General features: G+C 47.0%; 21 protein-coding genes. 5 read left to right on the forward strand and 16 right to left on the reverse strand.

Features of this window, described 5'->3' with window-relative positions:
• Positions 1-237 precede the first annotated feature (237 nt).
• Complete coding sequence (locus Q0R17_RS10880; protein ID WP_374759868.1) at positions 238-591, reverse strand: YkgJ family cysteine cluster protein; 354 nt, start codon at positions 589-591, stop codon at positions 238-240.
• A 220-nt stretch (positions 592-811) separates the two neighbouring features.
• On the opposite strand from Q0R17_RS10880, the gene Q0R17_RS10885 reads away from it, so the two are divergent.
• Positions 812-1,090, forward strand: a complete 279-nt coding sequence (locus Q0R17_RS10885; protein WP_046350621.1) for a peptidylprolyl isomerase — start codon at positions 812-814, stop codon at positions 1,088-1,090.
• Positions 1,091-1,177: 87 nt separating this feature from the next.
• Here the strand turns inward: Q0R17_RS10885 and Q0R17_RS10890 are convergent, their stop codons facing one another.
• On the reverse strand, positions 1,178-1,726 hold the full coding sequence (locus Q0R17_RS10890) for a porin (RefSeq protein WP_293935044.1): 549 nt from the start codon (positions 1,724-1,726) through the stop codon (positions 1,178-1,180).
• A 262-nt stretch (positions 1,727-1,988) separates the two neighbouring features.
• A complete protein-coding gene (gene argS / locus Q0R17_RS10895) occupies positions 1,989-3,704 on the reverse strand; it encodes an arginine--tRNA ligase (RefSeq protein WP_293935046.1) in 1,716 nt (571 codons plus the stop codon).
• A gap of 341 nt (positions 3,705-4,045) precedes the next feature.
• Here argS and Q0R17_RS10900 point away from each other — a divergent pair, with 341 nt between their 5' ends.
• Positions 4,046-5,632, forward strand: coding sequence for a DUF3369 domain-containing protein (locus tag Q0R17_RS10900; protein ID WP_293935049.1), 1,587 nt, complete (start codon positions 4,046-4,048; stop codon positions 5,630-5,632).
• 30 nt (positions 5,633-5,662) lie between these two features.
• Here the strand turns inward: Q0R17_RS10900 and Q0R17_RS10905 are convergent, their stop codons facing one another.
• The 4 genes from Q0R17_RS10905 to Q0R17_RS10920 all read right to left on the reverse strand — a co-directional run bounded on the left by Q0R17_RS10905 (position 5,663) and on the right by Q0R17_RS10920 (position 10,202).
• Complete coding sequence (locus Q0R17_RS10905) at positions 5,663-6,787, reverse strand: ABC transporter ATP-binding protein (protein ID WP_293935051.1); 1,125 nt, start codon at positions 6,785-6,787, stop codon at positions 5,663-5,665.
• Between the two features lie 90 nt (positions 6,788-6,877).
• Positions 6,878-7,708, reverse strand: a complete 831-nt coding sequence (locus Q0R17_RS10910; RefSeq protein WP_293935054.1) for a carbohydrate ABC transporter permease — start codon at positions 7,706-7,708, stop codon at positions 6,878-6,880.
• A gap of 197 nt (positions 7,709-7,905) precedes the next feature.
• Positions 7,906-8,820, reverse strand: a complete 915-nt coding sequence (locus Q0R17_RS10915) for a carbohydrate ABC transporter permease (protein WP_293935057.1) — start codon at positions 8,818-8,820, stop codon at positions 7,906-7,908.
• A gap of 134 nt (positions 8,821-8,954) precedes the next feature.
• Positions 8,955-10,202, reverse strand: a complete 1,248-nt coding sequence (locus Q0R17_RS10920; protein WP_293935059.1) for an ABC transporter substrate-binding protein — start codon at positions 10,200-10,202, stop codon at positions 8,955-8,957.
• A 347-nt stretch (positions 10,203-10,549) separates the two neighbouring features.
• On the opposite strand from Q0R17_RS10920, the gene Q0R17_RS10925 reads away from it, so the two are divergent.
• The 3 genes from Q0R17_RS10925 to Q0R17_RS10935 all read left to right on the forward strand — a co-directional run bounded on the left by Q0R17_RS10925 (position 10,550) and on the right by Q0R17_RS10935 (position 14,188).
• Positions 10,550-11,806, forward strand: coding sequence for an ABC transporter substrate-binding protein (locus Q0R17_RS10925; protein ID WP_293935062.1), 1,257 nt, complete (start codon positions 10,550-10,552; stop codon positions 11,804-11,806).
• Between the two features lie 95 nt (positions 11,807-11,901).
• Positions 11,902-12,633, forward strand: a complete 732-nt coding sequence (locus tag Q0R17_RS10930; protein WP_293935064.1) for a response regulator — start codon at positions 11,902-11,904, stop codon at positions 12,631-12,633.
• A gap of 121 nt (positions 12,634-12,754) precedes the next feature.
• Positions 12,755-14,188: an ATP-binding protein gene (locus tag Q0R17_RS10935; protein ID WP_293935067.1), complete on the forward strand. Its 1,434-nt coding sequence runs from the start codon at positions 12,755-12,757 to the stop codon at positions 14,186-14,188.
• Positions 14,189-14,203: 15 nt separating this feature from the next.
• Here Q0R17_RS10935 and Q0R17_RS10940 read toward each other — a convergent pair whose 3' ends face one another.
• The 9 genes from Q0R17_RS10940 to Q0R17_RS10980 form a co-directional block, all read right to left on the reverse strand.
• Positions 14,204-16,348 (reverse strand): CHASE domain-containing protein, encoded by a 2,145-nt coding sequence (locus Q0R17_RS10940; RefSeq protein WP_293935070.1) that lies wholly within the window; start codon positions 16,346-16,348, stop codon positions 14,204-14,206.
• An 87-nt stretch (positions 16,349-16,435) separates the two neighbouring features.
• Positions 16,436-16,807, reverse strand: coding sequence for a ribosome silencing factor (gene rsfS / locus Q0R17_RS10945; protein ID WP_293935073.1), 372 nt, complete (start codon positions 16,805-16,807; stop codon positions 16,436-16,438).
• A 51-nt stretch (positions 16,808-16,858) separates the two neighbouring features.
• Positions 16,859-17,485: a nicotinate-nucleotide adenylyltransferase gene (nadD, locus tag Q0R17_RS10950; RefSeq protein ID WP_293935076.1), complete on the reverse strand. Its 627-nt coding sequence runs from the start codon at positions 17,483-17,485 to the stop codon at positions 16,859-16,861.
• Positions 17,485-18,735, reverse strand: a complete 1,251-nt coding sequence (locus Q0R17_RS10955; protein ID WP_293935079.1) for a glutamate-5-semialdehyde dehydrogenase — start codon at positions 18,733-18,735, stop codon at positions 17,485-17,487. Before Q0R17_RS10955 ends, nadD begins: the two co-directional genes overlap by 1 nt.
• A 33-nt stretch (positions 18,736-18,768) precedes the next feature.
• The gene (locus tag Q0R17_RS10960; protein WP_293935081.1) at positions 18,769-19,536 is read right to left on the reverse strand and encodes a serine protease; all 768 of its coding nucleotides are present in this window, start codon (positions 19,534-19,536) and stop codon (positions 18,769-18,771) included.
• A gap of 186 nt (positions 19,537-19,722) precedes the next feature.
• Positions 19,723-20,166: a hypothetical protein gene (locus Q0R17_RS10965; protein ID WP_293935083.1), complete on the reverse strand. Its 444-nt coding sequence runs from the start codon at positions 20,164-20,166 to the stop codon at positions 19,723-19,725.
• A gap of 158 nt (positions 20,167-20,324) precedes the next feature.
• Complete coding sequence (locus Q0R17_RS10970; protein ID WP_293935086.1) at positions 20,325-21,635, reverse strand: ATP-binding protein; 1,311 nt, start codon at positions 21,633-21,635, stop codon at positions 20,325-20,327.
• Between the two features lie 255 nt (positions 21,636-21,890).
• Entirely contained in the window at positions 21,891-22,616 is a 726-nt protein-coding gene (locus Q0R17_RS10975) for a winged helix-turn-helix domain-containing protein (protein WP_293935088.1), read from the reverse strand.
• A 199-nt stretch (positions 22,617-22,815) separates the two neighbouring features.
• Positions 22,816-23,061 (reverse strand): YfhL family 4Fe-4S dicluster ferredoxin, encoded by a 246-nt coding sequence (locus Q0R17_RS10980; RefSeq protein WP_293935090.1) that lies wholly within the window; start codon positions 23,059-23,061, stop codon positions 22,816-22,818.
• Positions 23,062-23,096 lie beyond the last annotated feature (35 nt).

Raw genomic sequence — 23,096 nt, forward strand, 5'->3', positions numbered from 1 at the left:
CCATGTTGCTTGGCGATCGTTTTAATACCTGCTTCGCCCGTTAACTATTGCTGAACGGCAGTAAGTTTGAATTGCATTGTGTACTTGGACATAAAAACACCCCAAAAATGGACGGGTGTCCAACTTTTGGGGTGCAGTTCATCTTCAAGGCTAATTTTATTTAAATTTAAACGCGGTGTAGTCATGATTTGCATTGTTTAAATCCATATGAAATAGCAGTGTTTTGATACTAACTATTTACACTAAAACTTGGCGTGTTTCTTTGAAAAACTGATAAATTTGTTGCTCAATTTTCTCATCAATCATCAACTGTGGCCGTTTGCCGTGTGGGCAGGCAAGCACTGGCGTGGTGCCAAATAGCCGGCAAATCAGTGGGCGCTCCATATAAACCGTACAGCCTTGCTCGCCAAGATGCGGGCAGCTCAGATTTTCCAGTGCTTTTTCCTGTTCTGCGGCACTTTTGCGTGGCAGCCTTGCCATTTCTTCGCTTGAGGTTGTAACGGGGCCACAGCAGTCATGGCAGCCTGGGATACATTCGAATGAGGGAATACGCTGGCGGAAAAATCGGATTTTGCTGCTATTCATGAAGATATATCGATTTGGGATGCAGGACCGCGCTATTTTAAGGCAATTTGGATCTTGGTATATGGGAGAGCACCACCATTGGTCTTAAGCTAAGGCTGTGAAGGATGTTTTTTTTCGAGGTTTACTTGAAATTTGTGGCAAAGGCATCATCTGTGGCTTTATAGCATACGCACATATTGTGTTTTTTAATGATGCATTTTTAGCATCATACTTTGGAGTTTTAGAAATGGTACAAGCTACAGCAAGCCACCTTTTAGTAAGCAGCGAAGCCAAATGTGAAGAACTGAAGCAGGAAATCTTGGCCGGTGCTGATTTTGCTGCCGTTGCTAAGAAGCATTCTAGCTGCCCTTCTTCTGCTCAAGGCGGTGATTTGGGCTCGTTCGGCCCAGGCATGATGGTGCCAGAATTTGATAAAGTTGTTTTCAGCGCGCCGTTGAACGAAGTTCAAGGCCCTGTAAAAACTCAATTCGGCTATCACTTGCTGATCGTAAATAGCCGCGGTTAGTTAACGATTGCTTGTTTTTTGAGCATAAAAAAGCGCATTTCATATTAGAATGCGCTTTTTTTTTGCTAAAAATAAATTAATCTATTTTTAGAAGCTGTAGTTTGCACCAACAGTGAATGTTGATAATTTCAAATCTTCAATTTTTGCATATTGATTGTATTCTGCACGCAAGCTAAAGTTTTTATTGAATGCGTATTGAGCACCAATACCAAATAATGCTTTGGTTTGAGTTTCTTCTTTAGACTTAGAGTAGCCGAAGATGCGAGATTCTTCTTTTGCAGTTGTTTTAATGCTTGCAACACCTAGACGGCCAAATACGCTAAATGCATCGTTGAATGGATACGAAGCTAATACGGATGCTTGTACTGCTTTTGCTTTAAGAGATGCACTAGCAATAAAGTAATTTTCTTCAGCTTTACCAAAATCACGGTAACCTAATTCAGCCGCCAGATATGGAGAAAACTTATAACCACCGTTAATACCCCAGGCCGCATTGTTTTTGTTGAAATTTTGATCGTTGATATCTGCGGACATGTTACTGCTACCTAAGTCTGCACCAATGTAAAAGCCTTCAGCAAATACTGGTGAAGCAATCAAAGTGGATAAAACTAAGGAAGCAAGAATATTTTTTTTCATTTATTTTTCTACAAAGGAATATTAAAAGAGATAAATCATGATGTAAGTAAAGCTACTTATGCAATGGGAATTTCATTACAAACTGGATGCGAATACTAGCATCAACTTTTATCACTTAAGCCGTAAATATTTCCGCGTATTGGCGGGAATATTTTTTGTGATGAATTGCTTAATTAGGCTTGCAATATTGCATTGGAATAAATATAAACGCCACTTCATTTTAAAGTGGCGTTTATATTTTACGGGCTTAGAAATAGAGATTTTACATCTCTTGCAGCACTTCAATTCCCAATAAATCTAAACCCGTTTGCATGGTCTTCGCTGCGGCTTGGCAAAGGGCTAAACGGCTGCTGCGAATCTCACCTTCGGCTTTTAGCACTGGGCAGGCGTCGTAAAAGCGTGAAAAGCGGGTAGCCAGTTGGTAAAGGTAGCTGCATAAAATATGCGGACAAGTGTCGTTTGCCGCTTGTTGTAGCGTATCTGGGAACTGTATTAGGGTGAGGGCGAGTGCGTGCTCTGCTGGCTCGATTAATTCGATTTTGGCCTTGGAGTCTACATCGCCAGCCTGACGGAAGATGCTGGCGATACGGGTGTAGGCGTATTGCAGATACGGCGCGGTATTGCCTTCAAAGCTAAGCATGCTATCCCAGTCGAATACATAATCGCTAGTGCGATGCTTGGATAGATCTGAGTATTTTACCGCAGCAATACCTACTGCATGGGCGATATGCTTGCGGGTGGCTTCGTCCATATTTGGATTTTTGCTGCTGACTAAATCAAAGGCACGGCTTTCTGCTTCAGAGAGTAAATCGACCAGCTTGATCAGCTCGCCACTGCGGGTTTTGAATGGTTTGCCATCATCGCCCATCATCGTGCCAAAGGCGACGTGTTCTAGGTGCGTGTCAGCAGGCACAAAGCCTGCTTTGCGAGCAAGGGTAAACAACTGCTGAAAGTGCAGCCCCTGACGGGCATCAACTACATACAGAATGCGGCTTGCACCCAGTACACCGGTGCGATAGCGGGCTGTGGCTAAATCGGATGTGGAATAAAGAAAACCACCGCCTTGCTTTTGTACAATAAAGGCGGCCGCATCACCGTCTTTATTACGGAATTCTTCAAGAAATACCACTTGTGCACCTTGGCTCTCAGTGAGCAAACCTTGGGCACGCAGATCATCAATGACGACGGGTAAATCATCGTTATAAGAGGATTCGCCTTTCACATCATCACGGGTCAGTAATAGACCTAGCTTTTGGTAAACATCTTCGCAATGCTTCATTGAGATATTCAGGAAGCGTTGCCACAGCGCGCGCACTTCAGCATCGCCCGATTGCAGCTTAACTACATATTCGCGGGATAAATCAGCAAAAGCTGGGTCAGCATCAAAGCGTACTTTGGCAGCGCGGTAGAAGCCTTCTAAATCGCCCAGTTCTAATTCTGTATTTTGATTTTTGTTTTCCAGCATATAGGCGGTTAGCATGCCAAATTGCGTGCCCCAATCGCCTACATGATTCTGGCGGATTACTTTATGGCCTAGATAGCCGTAAATACGGGTTAGCGAATCGCCAATAATACTGGAGCGCAAATGGCCCACGTGCATTTCTTTGGCGAGATTTGGTGAGGAATAATCGATGACAACGGTTTCAGCTAGGGCGACACCGGTGCCTAATTTTGCATCTGTGTGTTGCTCAGCTAGTGTCTTGCTTAAGTACTCATTACTTAAAGTAATATTAATAAAGCCAGGGCCAGCAATTTCAAGCTTATCGGCAATGCCTGCCAGATCAACACAGGCCACAACTTGCTCTGCCAGCTGGCGTGGATTCATTTTAAGTGCTTTGGCCGCCCCCATAATGCCATTGGCTTGATAGTCGCCAAATTCAGGCTTTGATGCCATTTGAATATTTGGAGTGGCATCCGGTGCGCCAACTTGGGCTAGCGCAGCGGCAAAACGGGATGAGATTAGGTGGTGAACGGCCATAATGGATACTCGGTATGAATTTAGCCTCTATTGTAATCTCAATTAGCCGCTGGCGATCAGCTACTTAAGCAAAGCAATTTAGAATACTAAATGTCTATGCCCGTGATAAATACCGATGATGAGATTCGATAATATTTTGTTTGTAGCTCGATGAGAAAGCTAATTTGCAAGGATAGCTTTGCTACAAAAGCTATTTATAGAGGGGTTTATTTCACAGAATGGATTGATAAGCACGATCAAGGCTTGGCAATGCTTGCTAAGCACTCTATTCTTAAATGAAAAATAGCATGTTACTGGCAGGGTGCCGCTGTGAAGCATTTGTTTGAACTAGGGATACATTAATGGCACTAGATCAAAATGAAGATTGGATGTTAGAGGATGACGAGGACGAGTCGTTAGCCTCAGGGCTAATTGTACGTCAGCCTTGGAAACTGCTGATTGTGGACGATGAGCCTGATGTTCATCGGGCTACGGTCTTGGCATTAAAAAACATTACATATAAAGGCCGTGGGCTAGAAATTTTGCATGCTTATTCTGGGCAGCAAGGTTTTGAGGTATTGGGCTCTAATACAGATATTGCTTTAACTATATTAGATGTAGTGATGGAAACCGATGACGCCGGTCTGCGTTTAGTTAAGCGTATTCGTGATGAGCTAGGCAATCAATTAGTGCGTATTGTTTTGCGCACCGGGCAGCCTGGGCATGCGCCAGAGCAGCAGGTGGTGCTTGAATACGATATTAATGATTACAAAACTAAAACTGAACTCGTTGCTAATAAAATATTTACCACGGTCATTGCCTCTTTACGTAGCTTTGAAAGCCTGCATGCCCTAGAAAAAAGTAGCCAAGGCTTAGCAAAGATATTGGAAGGGGCAACCAATCTTTATCAATTGCATTCATTAAAAGAATTTGCCTCTGGAGTGTTAAAGCAAATTGGTGCAATTCTAAATTTAGGCGAGCATGGCATGCTATGTGCCCAGTCTAAAAGCGATCAGCAGTGTTTAGAGATTCTGGCCGCTACCGGCCCATTTAGCTCGCTATTAGATGGTGATATGTTGCCTGAGGATAGCCATTTATTATTGGCCTTAAATACAGCATTAAAAACTAAATGCAGCCAATCTAATTATCCCTATGAAATTTTATATATTGCAGGCCGTAATAGTTATGATTTTGTTGTGCATTTTTCTCCGCCTTGGCCATTAGAACTGGTAGACAGAAATTTATTAGATATTTTCTGTGAACGTATTTCTGCGGCAATGGATAATCTTTATCTTTACCAGCAATTACGCCGTTCTCAAGAGGCCACGGTGATGGCTTTGGCCGATTTAGGCGAGTTTCGGGATCAAACTACTGGGGACCACGTATTGCGGGTGCAAAGGCTGACCGATGCAATTGCTGGGCGTTTAAAAGCCAAAAATGCTTTTCCTGATGAAATGGATAATGCGTTTATGGAAATGGTGGGTATGGCAAGTATTTTGCATGATGTGGGCAAGGTGGGAACGCCAGATCATATTTTGTTTAAGCCTGGCCGCTTGACCCCAGAAGAGCGCGAAATCATGAATCAGCACGCACCGATGGGGGCACAAATTTTAGCTAGAACGGTGGCGCTGGTTGAGGGTACAACTTATTTATCTTTAGGTGCGGAAATAGCGGCAGGGCACCATGAGCATTTCGATGGCAATGGCTACCCCTTGGGCGCTAAGGATTACGAGATTCCGCTTTCGGCCCGCATTGTTGCTTTAGTGGATGTGTTTGATGCTTTGCTGCATAAGCGCCCGTACAAAGAGCCTTGGCCTTTAGAAGAAACAATGGCTTATATTCGCGAGCGCTCTGGCACCCAGTTTGATCCGCAGGTGGTGTCGGCTTTGGATGAGGTAGTGGCGGAAGGCTTGTTGCCTTTGGATTTGTTGCAGGACCCTGCTGATTGAGAGGGCACGGCATGCCGTGCCCCTACAATCTTATTTGGTTTTAGACGTACTCATATTGCCGGGCTTTAGCCGTGGCAGGGCTTGCCCATCTTGATTGAACACATGGAAGGCAGCCGCAGGCGCGGATACTTCTAGTGTATCGCCCAGATTTACTTCTCTATCCCCATCACCACGCACCACAATATCTTGCCCATTTGCTAGGGTGATATACACGTAATTGGCCTCGCCTAAGTGCTCAACAATACTCACCGTGCCACTAAAGCGCTCATTGTGGCGAGCATCTTCGGCGAGATGCTCGGCGCGAATGCCCACTTTAACCAAGTCTCCGGGCTTGGCGCTGCTGCCATTCACTTCGGCAATGATTTTATCGCCTGTTGCCAGCTCGATTTCTACATTTTGGCTGGATGCCTGCAGCACCGTGCCATCGATCAGATTCATTTTGGGCGAGCCAATAAAAGTGGCCACAAACAAATTGGCCGGCTGTTGGTATAGCTCGAGCGGGGTACCAGCTTGCTGGATTTTGCAATCGCTCATCACCACAATTTTATCCCCCAGCGTCATTGCTTCGACCTGATCGTGGGTTACGTAAACAATAGTGGCATTCAGGCTGCGATGCAGTTTGGCGATTTCTAAACGGGTTTGTACCCTGAGTGACGCATCCAGATTAGAAAGCGGCTCATCAAATAAAAATAGCTTAGGCTCACGCACAATCGCTCGGCCAATTGCCACGCGCTGGCGCTGCCCGCCGGATAGCTCACGCGGTAGGCGCTCTAGCAGATGGTCAATTTTTAAAATACCGGCGGCGTGGTGGATACGCTTTTCAATAGCGGCTTTGTCTTCACCGGCCACACGCAGGCCAAACGCCATGTTTTTATACACATTCATATGTGGATACAGCGCGTAGCTTTGGAAAACCATGGCAATGCCACGCTCGGCGGGCGGTAGATCGTTAACCACTTTATCGTCGATCAGCATTTCGCCGCCACTGATGCTTTCTAGGCCGGAGAGCATGCGTAGCAGGGTGGATTTGCCACAGCCCGAAGGGCCGACCAAAACCACAAATTCACCGTGTTGAATATCCAGATTAATATCGGTCAGAATCTGAGTTTTCTTGTCGTAAGACTTGCTTAAATGATTAAGTTTTACAGTTGCCATTACATGCTCGCTTGGAATTAGGTTTTAGGAGTTAGTTCTTAGGTTTAAGGGATTGGATTTTGCTGATTCCTGAAACCTAATCCCTGACGCCTATTTCACCGCACCGGAAGTCAGGCCACGGATCAGTTGTCTTGAGAAAATCACATACATAATCAGCACTGGAATCACTGCTAGGCTTAGTGCTGCCAGTACCGAATTCCAATCGGTGACGTACTGTCCAATAAACTGCTGCACGCCCAGCGTGACGGTTTTGGTGGCATCGCCTGGGGCTAAAATCAGCGGAAACCAGAGGTCATTCCAGACTGGGATCATGGTAAACACCGCCACGGTGGCCACTGCAGGGCGAATCAGTGGCAGGATAATCTGGAAGAAAATTTTGAACTCTCCCACGCCATCGCAGCGGGCCGCTTCTTTTAGCTCTTTGGGTACTTGGGCGATAAATTCGCTCAAAATCATTACCGCCAGTGGCAGGCCTTGGGCGGTGTAAACCAGCACCAGTGCGGTGAGGGTGTTGATTAGATCTAGCTTTACGATCAGCTCTAAGATTGAAACGGTGCCAAGGCGGATTGGCACCATAATGCCAATGGCCAGAAACAGTGCCAGCAGGCGGTTGCCGCGAAACTTGTATTCAGATAAGGCCCATGCGGCCATCGCACCAAACAGCAAAATCAGCGCCAGCGAAATCAGCGTTACCGACAGGCTGTTGCCAAAATAAAGCAAGAAATCAGACTTGGCTAAAACCTTTTGAAAGCCGATCAGGGAGAAGGTGTCGCTATTGGGCAGCGCCAGCGGATCATCAAAAATGGCCGCGCGGCTTTTAACCGAGTTAATTAGGATCAGCAGAATAGGAAACAGCGCCAGCAGCGTGTAGCAGAGCAAAGTCAGCTGCACCACCAGGCCCCCAGTTTTGAGTTTTTTCATCGTGTTCTCACTTTAATAGCTAACAAAGCATCGTAGGATCGTAGATCGTAGGGTGGGCACAGTTTCATCGTGCCCACGCGGCAGCCAGCATTCACCTAGTGCGCTAGCGACTTCTACCCCACGCGTGGGCACAAAATCGTGCCCCCCCTACGACTCTGTACGCACAGAATTTTTAGGTATTTTTTTTACATAAAAACTTACAACTCAAACCTTTGCAGTTTGCGTTGTACCAAGAAGAAATAAGCGCCTACGCCGCTCAGAATCACTAAGAACATCATGGTGGCGACGGCTGCGCCCATGGTGGGGCTGCCAATCTGGCTTTGGTAGCCAAAAAAGGTGCGGTAAAACAGCGTGCCCAAGATATCCGTGCTGTAGTTGGGGCCAGCAATCGCGCCTTTCACCGAGTAAATCAGATCAAACGCATTAAAGTTGCCAACAAAGGTCAGAATGGTGACAAGCCCTAGCGTGGGCAGAATCAGCGGCAGCTTGATTTCCCAGAAAATACGTAAGCTGCTTGCGCCTTCAACGTGGGCGGCTTCAACAATATCTTCAGGCACGGCAAGCAGCGCGGCATAAATCAGCATCATTGGAATGCCAACAAACTGCCAGACTGAGATCATGGCTAGCGTAATTAGCGCCGATCCTTGATCACCTAAAAATGGCGCAAAGTAATCTGCTAAGCCAGCAAAGCCCATCAGTTTTTCACCCACTCCCCACAGCGGCGAGAGAATCAGTTGCCAGATAAAACCAATAATCACTACAGATAGCAGGGTGGGTAAGAAAATCAGCGTGCGGTAGGTTTTTGCGCCTTTTAAGCTTTTTAGACTGAGCAGCGTGGCCAGCAATAAGCCAATCGGGTTTTGGATGAGTAGGTGCAGTAAAAAGAATTTACAGTTATTCCACATCGCGTTCCAAAACGCGTGTGACCATTCTGGATCAAACAAAATGGTGTAATAGTTGGCAAGGCCAGCAAAGCTTTGCTGGCCAGTTTCACTGGTGGTGAAAAAGCCGAGGCGTAAGGTATCGAGCAGGGGTAGGGCGCTAAATACGGAATAGATCAGCACTGCGGGGGCAAGGAACACCACGATATGCCAGGGAAAATGACGCCGCATGACGTGTCTCCAAAAAAATGTCGGCAGCGATGTCGCCGCCGACCAAGATTCACAGTCGAGTGTGAAGAGGAAGAACAAAAATATTGTGGCTCTGCGGGTATTGCGTGGGCACGGCATGCCGTGCCCCTACAGCATTATTTCTGTTGTGGTTTGTACCATTTAGCAAAGCCAGCTTGCACTTGGGCTGCGGCTTCTTTTGGTGCGAGTTTTCCGTTCAATACTTGGCTGTTTACGTTCCACAGCTGGTTTTCCATCGAAGGCTCGCCACGGTTGAGTACTTGTGCGTTGAGGCGAATGGTTGAGCCGCAGCTCTTACGCCATTCCAGCATTTGCTTAGCCACTGGGTCTTTCACCGTGATCAGGTGGTTAGACAGGCTAAAGAAGCCGGTTACTTTATTGGTGTAAAGATCCGCAAATTCTTGCGAAGCCAGCCAAGACAAAAATTTATAAGCGTCTTCTTTGTTCTTAGATTTGCTGTTTACGCCCATGCCGATATCGGTATGGTCAGAGATCTCGCACTTGTCGCCAGCCTTAGGTACAGGTGGTGGGAATGCGCCAAACTCAAAACCGGCTTCTTTATTAAAGTAAGCGATGTCCCATGAGCCGGTTGGGTAAATGGCGGCTTTACCCATAGCAAATAAATTTTGGCTGTCGGCATAAGTTTGTGCCGATGCGCCTTTCGATAGGTATGGAGCCCATTTGCTCATCGCATCCCAAGCCGCTACAAACTGTGGATCTGTAAATTTGGATTTGCCCGAGATCAACGCCTTGCGGCCTACTTCGCCCTTCCAGTAAGGCGCGCCTACGCTGGTAAAGACAATTTGATTAGATTCCCACTGATCTGCCGTGCCTAGGGCGATAGGGGTGTATTTACCACCTTTTTTAATAGCTTCGTTCACCTTTAAAAATTCATCGGTGGTTTTGGGTGGGTTAAGGCCTAATTCTTTGAAAATCTTTTTATTGTAGAAAAAACCATGAATCACAGACGCCATCGGCATACAAAATGCATCTTTACCATCATCGGTTTGCCACGCTACTTTGGCTGAAGCAGGAAAGCTTTCCATGCCTGCCTTGCCGTCGAGCTTATCTAAGCTGCCTTTTTTGTAATTGGCGAGCGACACATCAAACGGGCGGCAAGTAATCAGATCACCCGCAGTGCCACCGGCCAGACGCGCTGTTAGGCTAGAGTCATATTCGGTAGGGGTGGTTGGGGCAAACTTGACTTGAATCGCTGGGAATTTTTTATTGAAGGCGGGAAGCAATACTTCTTCCCACAGTGCTTTATCATCTACGCGCCAAGATTCAATGGTTAATGTGCCTGCTTGGGCGGTGCCTGCAGCAAGTAATGCGGCCATGATTGCGCTTCGAGCAAATGTGTTCATGTAGTGACTCTCCTCAGGGTTGGCCGCAGTAGCTGTTATTTATACGCTTTGTGCGCGGCGAAATGACAATAGCACCCTTGAAAATGTGACACCAAATGGCATTTTTTGGCTATTGTTTTTATTGTAACTATTTGATATAAAACAATATTTTGTTTTTTGTGGTAGATGGAGCGTTACATTTCTTTACGTAGCTTGTTGCGAGCATGCTTATTAAAGTCGCCCTGATGTTCGCTTTGCTGTATTTCTAAGTAAGATCAATTCAATATTGCATGCAACATTTTTTTACAAATCAGCATGATTGCTTACGTTATAGTCCGCTGCGCACATCTAACCTGAAAGAGATTCTGGTGATTGAATTCTACAAAATGTTGATATCTATCTGCTTACTGCTGGCTATGAATGCCCATGCAGAAAGCCTAGAGGTATTGCATTGGTGGACTTCTGTTTCAGAGAGGCGAGCAGCGGATATATTGGTGGAGCGATTAAGCAAAGAGTCTTGGGAGTGGAAAGACGCCGCCGTTCCGGGGGGATCTGGTCTTGGGGCCATGAAGGTTTTAAAAAGCCGTGTGTTATCAGATAAAGCGCCACAAGCCGCCCAACTCATTGGCCCTGCGATTGCAGAGTGGGGGGACTTAGGCTTGTTATTAGAGCTGGATGAGGTAGCCAAGCAAGGCGGTTGGGCCAAGTCGATTTGGCCTGCTCCCTATGCTTCGATCCGCTTACGGGGGCATGTGATTGCTGCACCGCTGGGTATTCATCGCATTAATACATTGTTTTACAATCGTAAGATTTTTAAGCAGCTTGGGCTGGCAGCTCCGCAAAGCTGGCCAGAGTTTGAGCGCGCTGCAGAAAAAATTAAACGCGCGGGATTTATTCCATTAGCGCAAAGCAGCGAGCCTTGGCAGGTGGCCACCCTTTTTGAAGCGCTGGTGCTAAGCGAGGGCGGCCCTGCTTATTATCGAGATTTATTTGTGCGCCGCCGAGCCAATGCTTTTTTTGACCCACGTTTAGGCCGCGCCTTAGAGCGGCTAAGGGCTTTGCGCCGCTATATGCCTGATCCGCTCACTGAAAAAACGTGGACACAGATGGCAAAGATGCTGGCAAAAGATGAAGCCGCGATGCTGATTATGGGCGATTGGGTAAAGGGAGAATTAAACGCTTCTGGCCTACTCACCGATGAGGCCTTTAGCTGTGTGCCCGTACCCGGTACCAATGAGATGCACCTCTATAGCATCGATACGCTGGTGATGTTTGCGGGTAATTATATGAAGCAAGCGGGCCAAGAAAAGCTCGCCCAATTATTGCTTACCCCAGCGGTGCAGGCCAATTACAACAAAATCAAAGGATCGGTGCCGGTGCGGCGCGATGCTAATGTTCGCTTAATGGATAGCTGCGCCCGATCCTCTTGGCAAACCTTTGCTAAAGGCAGCACGGTGCAAGCGCCTAGCCTGACACATCGAATGGCATCAGATGAAGCTTTAAAAGACGCGATTGTAGCGCAAGTACACCGCTTTTTTAGCGATAGCCAAATGCCAGTCAGCGAAGCCCAGCGCCGCATGGCCGGCATCGTACGAGCCCTAGGTGCAGAAGAAAAAGAGCCTTAGGCTGAAAAGGAATGCTGAGAATAAAACGATTTTTTATCCACTAAAGACACGAAACTAAATGCATAAGTAGTCAATTACAACCATAAAGGCCAGCTATGAGCCGTAAAATTTTAGTGGTCGATGACGATCAAAAAACCCGTACTTTATTAAAAGCCTACCTAGAAAAAAACCAGTACGAGGTGTATCTGGCGCATGACGGGGCAAGCTTTCTGGCTGAATTTGAGCGCTATCAGAGTGAGCTGAGCTTGGTGATTTTAGACGTGATGCTGCCGGATACCGATGGCTTTGCGCTTTGCCAAGCGGTGCGGCGGCAATCGAATGTGGCGATTATTATGCTGACCGCTAATTCGGATGAAACGGATCGGATCGTTGGCCTAGAGCTGGGCGCTGATGATTATATTGCCAAGCCCTATAACCCCAGAGAATTGCTGGCGCGGATTAAGGCGATTCATCGGCGCAGTGGCATTGATAGCTTGGTAACGCCGCGCTATTACCACTTTTTAGGCTTTTGCCTAGATACCGTAGAGCGCAATTTGATTGATCCTAGTGGGGCTTTAGTGGTGCTGACCGGCTTAGATTTTCAGTTGCTTAAATACTTTGCCGAGCATTCGGGGCAAATTTTGGATCGGAATGTCTTAGCCGAGCAAACCCGTGGCCGCGATGTGGGGCCCTTGGATAGATCGCTGGATGTGCAAATTAGCCGACTGCGGCAAAGACTGCACGACGATGGCAAGCAGCCAGAGCTGATCAAAACCGTGAGAGGTGCGGGCTATGTGTTTTCGGCAGAAGTGACGGCTAGCAGCACAGTAATACCACCCAAATCTTGAAACACGGACTTACACGGAGAGCTCCTTTAGTGTGACTCTTTTGTTTTTATCCGTGGTCCTCTGAGCTCTCCTTTTCCTGCGTGTTTCAAGGTTTGGGTTTGGCTCTCTTCATAGGAACAGCATGCGTTTTAGATTCTTACCTCCCTCTTTGCTTGGGCGTTTGTCTTTGGTGATGGTGCTTGGGGTGCTGACTACCATGCTGATTGGCAATTGGCTTTGGGCGAATCAGCTTAAAACCAAGACCGCGCGGGAGGTGAGTGTGGCGGCGCAGCATATTGGCTCGGCGGCGGCCAGTGCGGTGCGGTTTTTTCAGAGCTTGCCGCCTAATTACCGCCCTATTTTGATCGAGCAATTACGCGATATGGGCGGCACGCGGTTTTTTGTGGGCGTGAACCGCGCCCCTGTTGCCATCCAAGAAATCCCCGAATCGCTACTGTCTAAAACCGTGCTAGAAAAAGTGCGGCAAACCTTGAGCGATGATTTGCCTCGGCTATCCGATACTCGCATCGGCTTTGCCATGCCGGATGGGCTAGTGGTCTCGGATGAAGGCATCACGGTGGCAGATTTGCCGGAAGAATGGGTGCAACACACCTTATTAATTAAGCCTCGTCCCGCACCTATCTTGGTGATTCAGGCCGAGATTGAGCCAGGTGGCTGGCTGTATTTGGCCACTTTAATGCCCGATCCTTATTTCTTAGATAATGGCAATCCACTTCCTTTAGATCGATTACTGCTACAAGGCTTAACGCTGGCCACAGTGCTGCTGATGTCCATCTTGGTGGTGCGCTGGATTACTTTGCCACTGGCGGCTTTATCCGATGCGGCCGTGGCGTTTGGTAAGGGGGAATCGCCGCCGCTGCCTGAGTCGGGCAGCCGAGAGTTTATTCGTACAGCAAGGGCTTTTACCGCTATGCGAGAGCGGATTGCCCGTTATTTAGAGGACAGAGAGCGGCTATTTGCCTCTATCTCTCACGATTTACGCACCCCTATTACTCGGCTTAAATTACGTGCCGAATTACTCGACGATGAGGAGCTTAGCCAAGCCTTTCATGAGGATTTGGATGAGCTGGATATGATGGTCAAAGGCGCTTTGCAAAGCGTTAAAGACACGGATATTCATGAGAATCACACTGAGCTGGCCTTGGATCAATTGCTTGGCCGCATGGTCAGAGATGCCTCTTTGGCTGGCCACTATGTGGAATATCAGGCCTGTGGGCTGAAAGTGATGGGCAAGCCCTTGGCCTTACGCCGAGCCTTAGTTAATTTACTAGATAACGCTTTGTTTTATGGCAAGGTGGCTAGGATTGCGGCACGGCAAGTAGAAGGTGGCGTGTGTATCAGTATTCATGATGATGGCCCGGGTGTGCCTGCTGAGGCACTCGCTACCCTGTTTCAGCCCTATGTGCGTTTAGAGCACGGCAGAAGTAGTAATCAGCAGGGCATGGGGTTGGGCTTGGGGATTGCACAGAATATTGTGCAGGCACACGGTGGTGTGTTGGAGCTATTTAATCATCCCGATGGGGGCCTGCTTGTCAGTGTGACCTTACCAGCCTAAGGCGTGGTGCGTTATTTAAGTTTTTAAATGTCTAAAGATTAAGGCTAGGCCAACCAGCGTGCCCTTGCTGTTTTTTAAATGAATTACCGATTCTTTAATGGGCATGGATTGTCGGTGTGTGCTTAATAGTAAGACCTCTCTTGGAGGAGGGGATGTTTCTATGGCACTGAGTGTAAGGTGGATGAGTGAAACTAATGGGCTGTGTTCTTCTAAAGAAATCACACGATAAATACGGTCAATATGTTTGCCAAGGACGGCCGTAGTACGGCAATTAAGTAAATGAATTGCGGCTGGATTCATATATTCCACCTCTCCATTTAAAGCCACTGCAATTACGCCATCGGCCATGCTGTTTAATATTGAGGCAATTTGCTCTTGCAGCGCGGCATGCTCATTATTGCTAGCGATCTCCTTGCTTATGCCTCGATAGCCTAAAAATTCATTCTTCTCATTAAAATAGGCTTGCCCCGAGCTGCAGATAATAATCCGGTGCTCATTGACATTTAGGGTATAAATAAAATTATAAAAATTTTGCTGTGCATCTAATTGAGCTTTGTGTGCCCGCCAATTTTCTGTAGATAATTGATCATCACCCATTTCCCAGCGGCAGCGGCCAAGTAGTAATGATCGATCTATGGGGTGAGTTTTAAAAAAACCAGCAGAAATTTGTGTAAAACGAAAGTGTGTATCCTGCTCCCAATACCAATCTGTTGCCAGCTCCAGCAAGCTAGTAAAACGCTCACGGCTATTTTGCAACTCGACTAATAGCTCTTTATGCTGGCTAATATCATGCGCAAACATGGCCGAGCCTTCATGCAGCCCTTCTTGATTATAAAGTGGGAATAGGGTGAGTTCGAAATAGTGTAATTCGCCATCCGCATTACGATGCTGACATTCTTGCCGAATCGGGATTGAATTGATTGCTAGTTCCGCAGAAAGTAAAAGTGGCTTGTTTTGGCCTAATAAAATAGGGGAGTGATCAGAAAAATAAATCCGCGCTGCTTGATTGGCATAGACGATATTACCTTGCAGATCACGGCTAATAATGAGATCCCGTGATTGCTCCGCTAATTGTGCCATTTGTTGAAAGTGTTGTTCGTGTTTACGTAAATCTTGGGTGATCTGTTCGGCTAAATCTAATGCAGATTCATGACTATTACGCTGGCGTTGCAGCAAAACGGCAAAAGCGGTAGATAAAATAAGGCCTAAGACCCAAATTAAATATTTAAATATATTTTGTTGTGGAAATGCGCTTTGGTGAGCAAATAGGCGAACGCTCCATTGGCGGCCAGGGAATTGAATAAGCGCGTGAGCACTGAGCTCATTAAATGCTTGGGGCTGTAATTGACCTGGCTTGGGATAAAAAATAGATATTTTTTTTGCTTCAATTAGGCCAGAGGTCGATCCTGTGTCTTGTAGCTGTATTCGAACGTTTTTATTGAGATCTTTGCCTAGCCAATTAATGATATTTTCTATGGATAAAATTGCATTAATTGAGCCTATAAATGCCGCCCGCCGCTCTATTTGATTTGTAGCGCCTTTATTGGGCATATAAATTGGTAAATTTATAATAAAGCCTAGCGGTGATTTTTCAGCATTTTTTAGGGGGGCAATCGCCGAAGTGACTGCTCTACCCTGATCACGAGAATATTCAATTGCAATTAGATTGAGCGTTTGGTCGCTGATATCCAAGCCAATTTGTACATGCGTATTTGGGCCATCTGGATAAAGAAAGTCAATAATTTGATATACAGGGCGAGGGCTGGTGGTTTTTACCGTAAAACTAGGATTTTCTAATTGGCGGGAGCGGGTATAGCTTTCTAAATTTATAGATTGAATTTCGCGAATAAACTGAATAGAAACAAAATTAGGGAAGTGCCCTTGAATATTTTGTTGCTTTAAAATTTGTGTGAAGGCTTGATTCGTAAGATTGGTATTTGCAATGAAGGCGCTTTGTAAGCCCTGTAGAATGTGGTTTTCTTCTTCTAACTGATATTGAACGCGTTCTGCGTAGCTGAGAGCGAGCTGATTGAGCTGGGTTTGTGCGTAATGCTTGTGCTGAATATTGAGCCAAATTTGCAAGCCAACCGTAATCCCAAGCCCAATTGCGAATGTTCGCAGAGCAACACGGTAGTAACGCCAGAGCAATAAAATACTCATTAGGGCGAGTCCTTGCTTTTATGGTAGGGGGCGCTCTAACGGTGGTTAGAGCCTCCCTTTCTTATCGCAGCCTCAAGAAAAATGCGATTACACTGCACTCCAAGGCTTACCCAATGGGCTGAATGTTGGTTTTTGGCCACCCCAAAGTTGTTCTAGATCGTAGTAATCACGCACTGGCGGTAACATCACGTGTACCACCAATGAGCCTGCATCAACTAATACCCATTCGCCTGATTCATGGCCTTCAGTGCTCATGATGTCATAGCCTTTTGATTTCAAATCAACGGCAACATTGTTAGCAAGCGCTCGAACTTGGCGGTTTGAGTCACCAGTACAAACAATCATGCAGTCAAATAGATCGGTCAGTTCGGTGGTATCAAGATCAATAATATCTTTACCCTTGATGTCTTCTAGTGCAGTCATTGCTATTGCACGCATCTGCATTGTGTATTCGTTCATTGCCATTGTTATCTGTTTCCAAAGTAATAGATTTAAAACTGTAAGGCAGTTCTAGGTGTTTCTAGAATAGACGCCCGACTGCTGCAAGGTTGCTGCAATTGGGCTAAGTTCGCTTATATCTTCACCGCGTGCAAGTTTCTCACGCAGTTGCGTGGAAGAGACCGACATCAGCGGGAGAGGTAAAACGCTGATTTTACCCCGAGCCAAGGTCTCTGGGGACGCTGGTTCATATCGTTTGGCCAATTCACTGCTTATGACTTCAGGAAATTGACTAAATCCGGGGCGGTTGGCCACGACCATATGCCCTAGTTCTAACAGTTCTTGCCATCGATACCAGCTTGGCAGATGGGCAAATGAATCGCCACCTATCAGCCAGACTAATAGGCTATGCGGTTGTTCCTGTTGTATCTCTGTCAGGGTATCAAAGGTATAGCTGACACCCTTCCCCCTTACTTCCCTATCGTCACTCAGCAGGTTTTGCTCAGTGGCTAAAGCAAGGTTGAGCCATTCCAAACGCTGGGTGGGCGTGGCTTGGGGGGAGGTTCGGTGTGGTGGTACGCCAGTTGGAATCAAGCGTACTTCGCTTAAGGCAAAGGTATCTCGCAGTGAGCGGGCGAGTGCCAGATGCCCAAAATGCACAGGGTTAAATGTGCCACCATAAATCCCTAGTGCCTGCATTAGCTACGGATTTCGCCATTGCCAAATACAATCCATTTTTCGCTGGTTAAACCATTAAGCCCAACGGGGCCACGGGCATGGATTTTATCGGTAGAGATGCCAATTTCTGCACCTAAACCATATTCAAAGCCATCAGCAAAGCGGGTAGAGGCATTAATCATCACGCTGGATGAATCCACTTCACGTAAAAACTGCCGTGATTTGCTGTAGTTTTCGGTGACAATCGCATCGGTATGATGGCTGCCCCAGGTATTGATATGCTCAATCGCTTCGTCTAAATCGCTGACAATTTTGATTGCCAGAATTGGGGCCAAGTATTCAGTGGCCCAGTCTTCTTCTGTGGCGGCATTAATATGCGGCAGCACGGCTAGGGTTTTGGCGCAGCCACGCAGCTCGACGCCTTTGGCGGCGTAGATGTCGGCCAACGGTGGCAAAATCAGCTCGGCGACAGTATCGTGCACTAGCAGTGTTTCCATGGTGTTGCACGTACCGTAACGATGCGTTTTTGCGTTATCGCTAATGGCAATCGCTTTTACTGGATCTGCTTCGTCGTCGATATAAACGTGGCAAATACCGTCTAAGTGTTTGATGACGGGCACACGGGCGTCTGCGGCAATTCTGGCGGTCAGGCTTTTGCCGCCACGCGGTACAATCACATCTACAAACTCGCTCATGGTAATCAGTTCGCCCACGGCGGCGCGATCGGGTGTTTCAATAATTTGTACGGCGGTGGCGGGTAGGCCTGCAATTTTTAGCCCTTCGCTTACACAGAGTGCAATGGCTTGGTTGCAATAAAAGGCTTCGCGGCCGCCACGTAAAATGGTGGCGTTGCCAGATTTAATACAAAGGCCAGCTGCGTCTGCGGTGACATTGGGGCGGGCTTCGTAAATAATGCCAATCACACCTAAAGGCACACGCATTTTGCCGAGCTGAATGCCGGATGGGCGAAATTTGAAATCACCCATCTCACCTACTGGGTCTGGCAGGCTGGCTATCTGACGCAGGCCATCGGCCATGCTTTCAATTGTTTGGGATGTGATCAGTAGGCGATCCAGCATGGCTGGCTCTAGCTCATGTGCTTGATCCATATCGCGCTTATTTGCGGCGAGCAGCGTATCCGCATCGCGCAGCAGGGCATCGGCAATTGCATTTAATGCCTGATTTTTGGTCTGCGTGTCCGCTTTTGCCATCAGTCTGCTGGCTGCACGGGCTTGGCGGCCCACTTGCTGCATATAAGCTTTGATATCCATTTTTCTACCTTTGGGCCTCTTAAGCTGCAATTATCAGGGTTTAGGCGGTAGTTGCAAGACTGTTACACCGACATTATCGGCTTTTTTACGATTAAACCAGTCTGGTGCAGAGCTTTGTACCGCAATAATCTGCGGGCCGCTGCTCGTATTTAGCCAGATTGGCGAGCCTGAGTCACCAGCAAGCGTATCGCAGCGATGATAAATCGTATTGTTTGGGCGTAAGCGGGTAATTTTGCAGTCTTTATGCGCTGTTAGCTCTGTATCGTGGTCTTCGGCAAAGCCCGCCTGTGTTGCTCGTGATTTTGCGCTGGCAATAACAGCTTTTAATTGGTCTTTTTTGCCATTAAATAGCGGTAGCGGCTCTGGCGCTTTGCCATCAACTAATTTTAGCTTCAACCAAGCGATATCGTAGGCGGCAGCGGAGTCTTGGATGTAAACGTCATCCCCTTTATAAACCAAGCCCTTTTTAAAGCTAGGGTGAAAATATTGCCCGACTACTTGATAGCGCGCCTGATACTCACCTTTATGAAAGCCCGCTTTAAACCAGCGTCCTGCATCCAGCTTTTTTGCATCCATTAAGAAACAATGTGCGGCAGTAATGGCTAAATCAGGCGCGACTAGCGTGGCGGTACAGGTACTTGCTGCCACCGTTTCTAGCTGGCCAATCGCTGCAAATGGCGGTGCATAAGGGGCGGCAATAAATACCCTATCATCCTGGCCAAAAAACAAAATTTTGTTTTCTTTACTGGTTTGGGCAAAAACGCTGGAGCTGAGGGCAAGAAGAAGGATGGCGTATTTCATATCTTATTTATAAGTTTTGATCGTGCTAAATATTGCGGCTTTGGGCTGCAAAATGTATGCACAAAAAGAGGGTGAAGAGTGATTAGGATAAGTTGATGACGTTTAGTTCATTCACTTATGCAAATCGTTCTTTTAAAACAACAAAAACGGGGACCGAGGTCCCCGTTTTTGATACAGCGTTTGGTATTACTTAGCAGCAGAAGCGGCAGAAGCAGCAGATGCGTGCTTTTTAGCTTGAGCTTTTTGTACTGTAGAAGCAGCAGAAGCAGCGGCTTTCTTAGCTTGAGCTTTTTGTACTGTAGAAGCAGCAGAAGCAGCAGCTTTCTTAGCTTGAGCTTTTTGTACTGTAGAAGCAGCAGAAGCAGCTACTTTCTTAGCTTGAGCTTTTTGTACTGTAGAAGCAGCAGAAGCAGCTACTTTTTTAGCTTGAGCTTTTTGTACTGTAGAAGCAGCAGAAGCAGCTACTTTCTTAGATTGAGCTTTTTGTACTGTAGAAGCTGCTGGAGCAGCTTTCTTAGCGTGCTTTTCAACTTTAACTGTTTTAACAGTAGAAGCTGTCGATGCGTCAGCAGCGAATGAAGTAGCTGAAACGAAAACTGTAGCGAGCAATACGGCAAGAAGCTTGTTCATTTGATTTAGATCCTGAATGATTTATTGGGTTGGTCATGCTATGGGATGGATTATCAACACTTCCTTGCCGAAGTTCGATAAGCACTTGGTAGCAGTCTGTAACGCTATGTACGTTGGCTACGATAAAGGTAGGCGATGAGCGTAGTTACCACGGTTGCCTATAGCACGGAGCGACCCGCATCTTTTAATGGAGTTGGCCAACTCAGGGTAACGCGTGCGCCGCCTAATGGTGCATCGCTAATTGCTGCCGATCCCCCGTGCCCGCGCATAATCATTGAAACGATGGCGAGGCCAAGCCCAAAGCCGCCGGTTTGGCGATTACGGCTGACTTCTAAACGCTCAAAGGGTTGCAGCAGGCGTTGGCGCTCAGATTCAGGAATCCCTTGGCCATTATCATCAATATGTATTTGCGCCCTGCCGTTTTCCCATTGCACCGTTAGTGCAATTTGAGTGCCGCCATAGCGCCGAGAGTTGCTCATTAAATTAGCTAAGGCACGGGTTAGGTAATGACTATCTGCTTCCAAATAAGGTGTTTGGCCTGGTAGTAGATTGATAAGCTCGGGGGTAATGGAGCTTTGGCTACTAAACTCGCTGATTTGTCGCCGTAGCCACGGCAGAATTTCTATGGGCTGGGTTTCTAAATTGAGTTGGGGCTTATCTAAAGTCGACATGGTGAGCCATTCTTCGATTAACTCGTCGATTTGGCCTAGATCGCGCTCAATGGCAATAATTTGCTCGCTGGTAGACGCTCCGCTTTTTATGGCTTCTAAACGATAACGTAGCCTAGCTAAGGGGGTGCGTAAATCATGCGACACCGCATCAATCAGCGCCTTGCGGCTGGCGGTGAGTTCTTCTACATCGTGGGCCATGCGATTAAAGGTGACGCCTAGCGAATTCAGCGTTGAGCTTTCATTAAGGGTTACCCGAACACTGAAATCCCCTTCGCCCAGTTGGCGGCTTTGCCGTGCCATATGTTGTAAATCTCGCCAAAGCGGGCGCATCCACAGCCAAGTAGGCAATCCAAGCGCTGCACACATGAGTAACAGCGCCACCATGTCAGGCCAAGAAAAATTGTCCAGCCGCTGCAAATAAGGCACCGGCCCCAGTACCACCATCAGCTCGGTATGGGGAATGCGGTGTAAATAAACGTCCTGATTTTCTAGGAAAATAATGTCGCCATTGATCAGTGCCTGCTGATTACTTTTGCTGAGTGTGTAGGCGTTGAGTGTTTCAATTTCTACTGGTAGAGGCAGTTTGTTTTTAAGGCGCTTAACTTCATCATGCCAAATTGAAGGGGGTAAATCGCCAAGGGTGGACTCGATCACGCTGATGGTGGTTTTGAAAATATCCGATAAATAATGTTGATTACTGCTTTCAAATAGATTTTGATAGAGCTCATCAATCACAAAGGATGACGCCAAAAAACAGACCACCACGGTAAGATAAAAGCGTAGAAAGAGTTGGCGCATAGGGGACCGCTTGTTGGGGATGGGGAGACTGTTATTTGTTAGTAGGTAGATATGAGGTAAAACTATTTTTTGCCCGTAAAAATCACTACGGTTTGTTGACGCTGCATTCACAATTACGCTGAGCCGTGAATTCAGCGTCAACAGACTTTAAAGGCGCTATAGCTTATAGTTTTTGTAGAGCGAGCTTAGCTTTTTGGCTAGGCCTATTCGTGATTTTTTGTGAGCTATGCAGTAATTTTGATTCCCGACGCTCGCTTACTCTTGCCACCAGATGTCCGTGGCAAATAAATAACCTTTATGGCGGATGGTTTTTATTTTGCGTGGCTCATGTGGATCATCATCCAGCTTTTTGCGCAGACGTGAGATCGCCACATCGATGCTGCGATCCATTCCGTCGTACTCAATGCCGCGTAATACTTTTAATAAGTGATCGCGCGATAAAATATCGCCGGCTTGGCTGGCTAATGCCCACAGTAAATCAAAATCACCCGTGGATAAGCCTAGCGCTTCGCCGCGATAACTGGCGGTGCGGTTGCGTAAATCAACCAAAAGCTGGCCAAAATTTAGCGTAGAGCGATCGGCCGCAGGTGCTGGGCTGGATACAAGCGGCGTGCCGCTGGCCGTTTTGCGTAGATGGGCACGAATTCGGGCCAGCAACACCGAGGGCGGTGTGGTTTTAACCACGTAGTCGGTTGCGCCGATTTCAAAGCCTAGAATCTGATTCATATCGCTATTGAGCGAAGTGAGCAAAATCACTGGGCCAGTCCAAAATTCGCGGATTTCGCGGCATAGCGTTAGGCCATCTTTGCCGGGCAACATAATATCGAGCAAGACCAGCGATGGTGGGTTATTGCGCACCGCTTCAATGAGGCCGCTGCCATCGGGTAAGACTTCAACAGTAAATTCAAACGAGCGTAAAAAACTTCCAACCAGCTCCGCCAGTTCTGCATCATCTTCAACAAAAAGAATGCGATGGTTCATTATTATTCTCGTGGATTGGATTTGTTACGAAGGGAAAAGCGCTTTGCAGGGTAAAACCAGTCAGTAGCGCAGTATAAGTAGCGTTGATTAAAAGCCAGCGTAACTCGCTTCGCGAGTAATGAGACAAAGGTTTTTCAGCATGCTACGCCATGGTGGGAGCGCTTTGCTGGAGCAGTTTTGTCTCTCTACTTACGGATGTTTAAGCACTGATGATAAGGTACTTTTTATGTAGCTCTTCTTTGGTTTCCTTGTGTTCAGGATCAAGTGGAATACAGTCAACAGGGCATACTTGCTGGCATTGTGGTTCATCGTAGTGCCCTACGCATTCGGTGCAGAGGTTTGGATCAATTACATAGATCTCGTCGCCTTGGCTGATGGCACTATTCGGGCACTCAGGTTCGCAAACGTCGCAATTGATACATTCATCAGTAATGATTAGAGCCATGACGCAAAATCCAGTGCAATTAAACAGATAGGCAA

The organism is Iodobacter sp. (genome assembly GCF_025352645.1).
Classification (GTDB): domain Bacteria; phylum Pseudomonadota; class Gammaproteobacteria; order Burkholderiales; family Chitinibacteraceae; genus Iodobacter.

Coding starts and splice junctions, on each gene's coding strand:
- Q0R17_RS10885 (WP_046350621.1), top strand. CDS start 812: ATGGTACAAGCTACAGCAAGCCACCTTTTAGTAAGCAGCGAAGCCAAA.
- Q0R17_RS10890 (WP_293935044.1), bottom strand. CDS start 1,726: ATGAAAAAAAATATTCTTGCTTCCTTAGTTTTATCCACTTTGATTGCT.
- argS (WP_293935046.1), bottom strand. CDS start 3,704: ATGGCCGTTCACCACCTAATCTCATCCCGTTTTGCCGCTGCGCTAGCC.
- Q0R17_RS10900 (WP_293935049.1), top strand. CDS start 4,046: ATGGCACTAGATCAAAATGAAGATTGGATGTTAGAGGATGACGAGGAC.
- Q0R17_RS10905 (WP_293935051.1), bottom strand. CDS start 6,787: ATGGCAACTGTAAAACTTAATCATTTAAGCAAGTCTTACGACAAGAAA.
- Q0R17_RS10910 (WP_293935054.1), bottom strand. CDS start 7,708: ATGAAAAAACTCAAAACTGGGGGCCTGGTGGTGCAGCTGACTTTGCTC.
- Q0R17_RS10915 (WP_293935057.1), bottom strand. CDS start 8,820: ATGCGGCGTCATTTTCCCTGGCATATCGTGGTGTTCCTTGCCCCCGCA.
- Q0R17_RS10920 (WP_293935059.1), bottom strand. CDS start 10,202: ATGAACACATTTGCTCGAAGCGCAATCATGGCCGCATTACTTGCTGCA.
- Q0R17_RS10930 (WP_293935064.1), top strand. CDS start 11,902: ATGAGCCGTAAAATTTTAGTGGTCGATGACGATCAAAAAACCCGTACT.
- Q0R17_RS10935 (WP_293935067.1), top strand. CDS start 12,755: ATGCGTTTTAGATTCTTACCTCCCTCTTTGCTTGGGCGTTTGTCTTTG.
- Q0R17_RS10940 (WP_293935070.1), bottom strand. CDS start 16,348: ATGAGTATTTTATTGCTCTGGCGTTACTACCGTGTTGCTCTGCGAACA.
- rsfS (WP_293935073.1), bottom strand. CDS start 16,807: ATGAACGAATACACAATGCAGATGCGTGCAATAGCAATGACTGCACTA.
- nadD (WP_293935076.1), bottom strand. CDS start 17,485: ATGCAGGCACTAGGGATTTATGGTGGCACATTTAACCCTGTGCATTTT.
- Q0R17_RS10955 (WP_293935079.1), bottom strand. CDS start 18,735: ATGGATATCAAAGCTTATATGCAGCAAGTGGGCCGCCAAGCCCGTGCA.
- Q0R17_RS10960 (WP_293935081.1), bottom strand. CDS start 19,536: ATGAAATACGCCATCCTTCTTCTTGCCCTCAGCTCCAGCGTTTTTGCC.
- Q0R17_RS10965 (WP_293935083.1), bottom strand. CDS start 20,166: ATGAACAAGCTTCTTGCCGTATTGCTCGCTACAGTTTTCGTTTCAGCT.
- Q0R17_RS10970 (WP_293935086.1), bottom strand. CDS start 21,635: ATGCGCCAACTCTTTCTACGCTTTTATCTTACCGTGGTGGTCTGTTTT.
- Q0R17_RS10975 (WP_293935088.1), bottom strand. CDS start 22,616: ATGAACCATCGCATTCTTTTTGTTGAAGATGATGCAGAACTGGCGGAG.
- Q0R17_RS10980 (WP_293935090.1), bottom strand. CDS start 23,061: ATGGCTCTAATCATTACTGATGAATGTATCAATTGCGACGTTTGCGAA.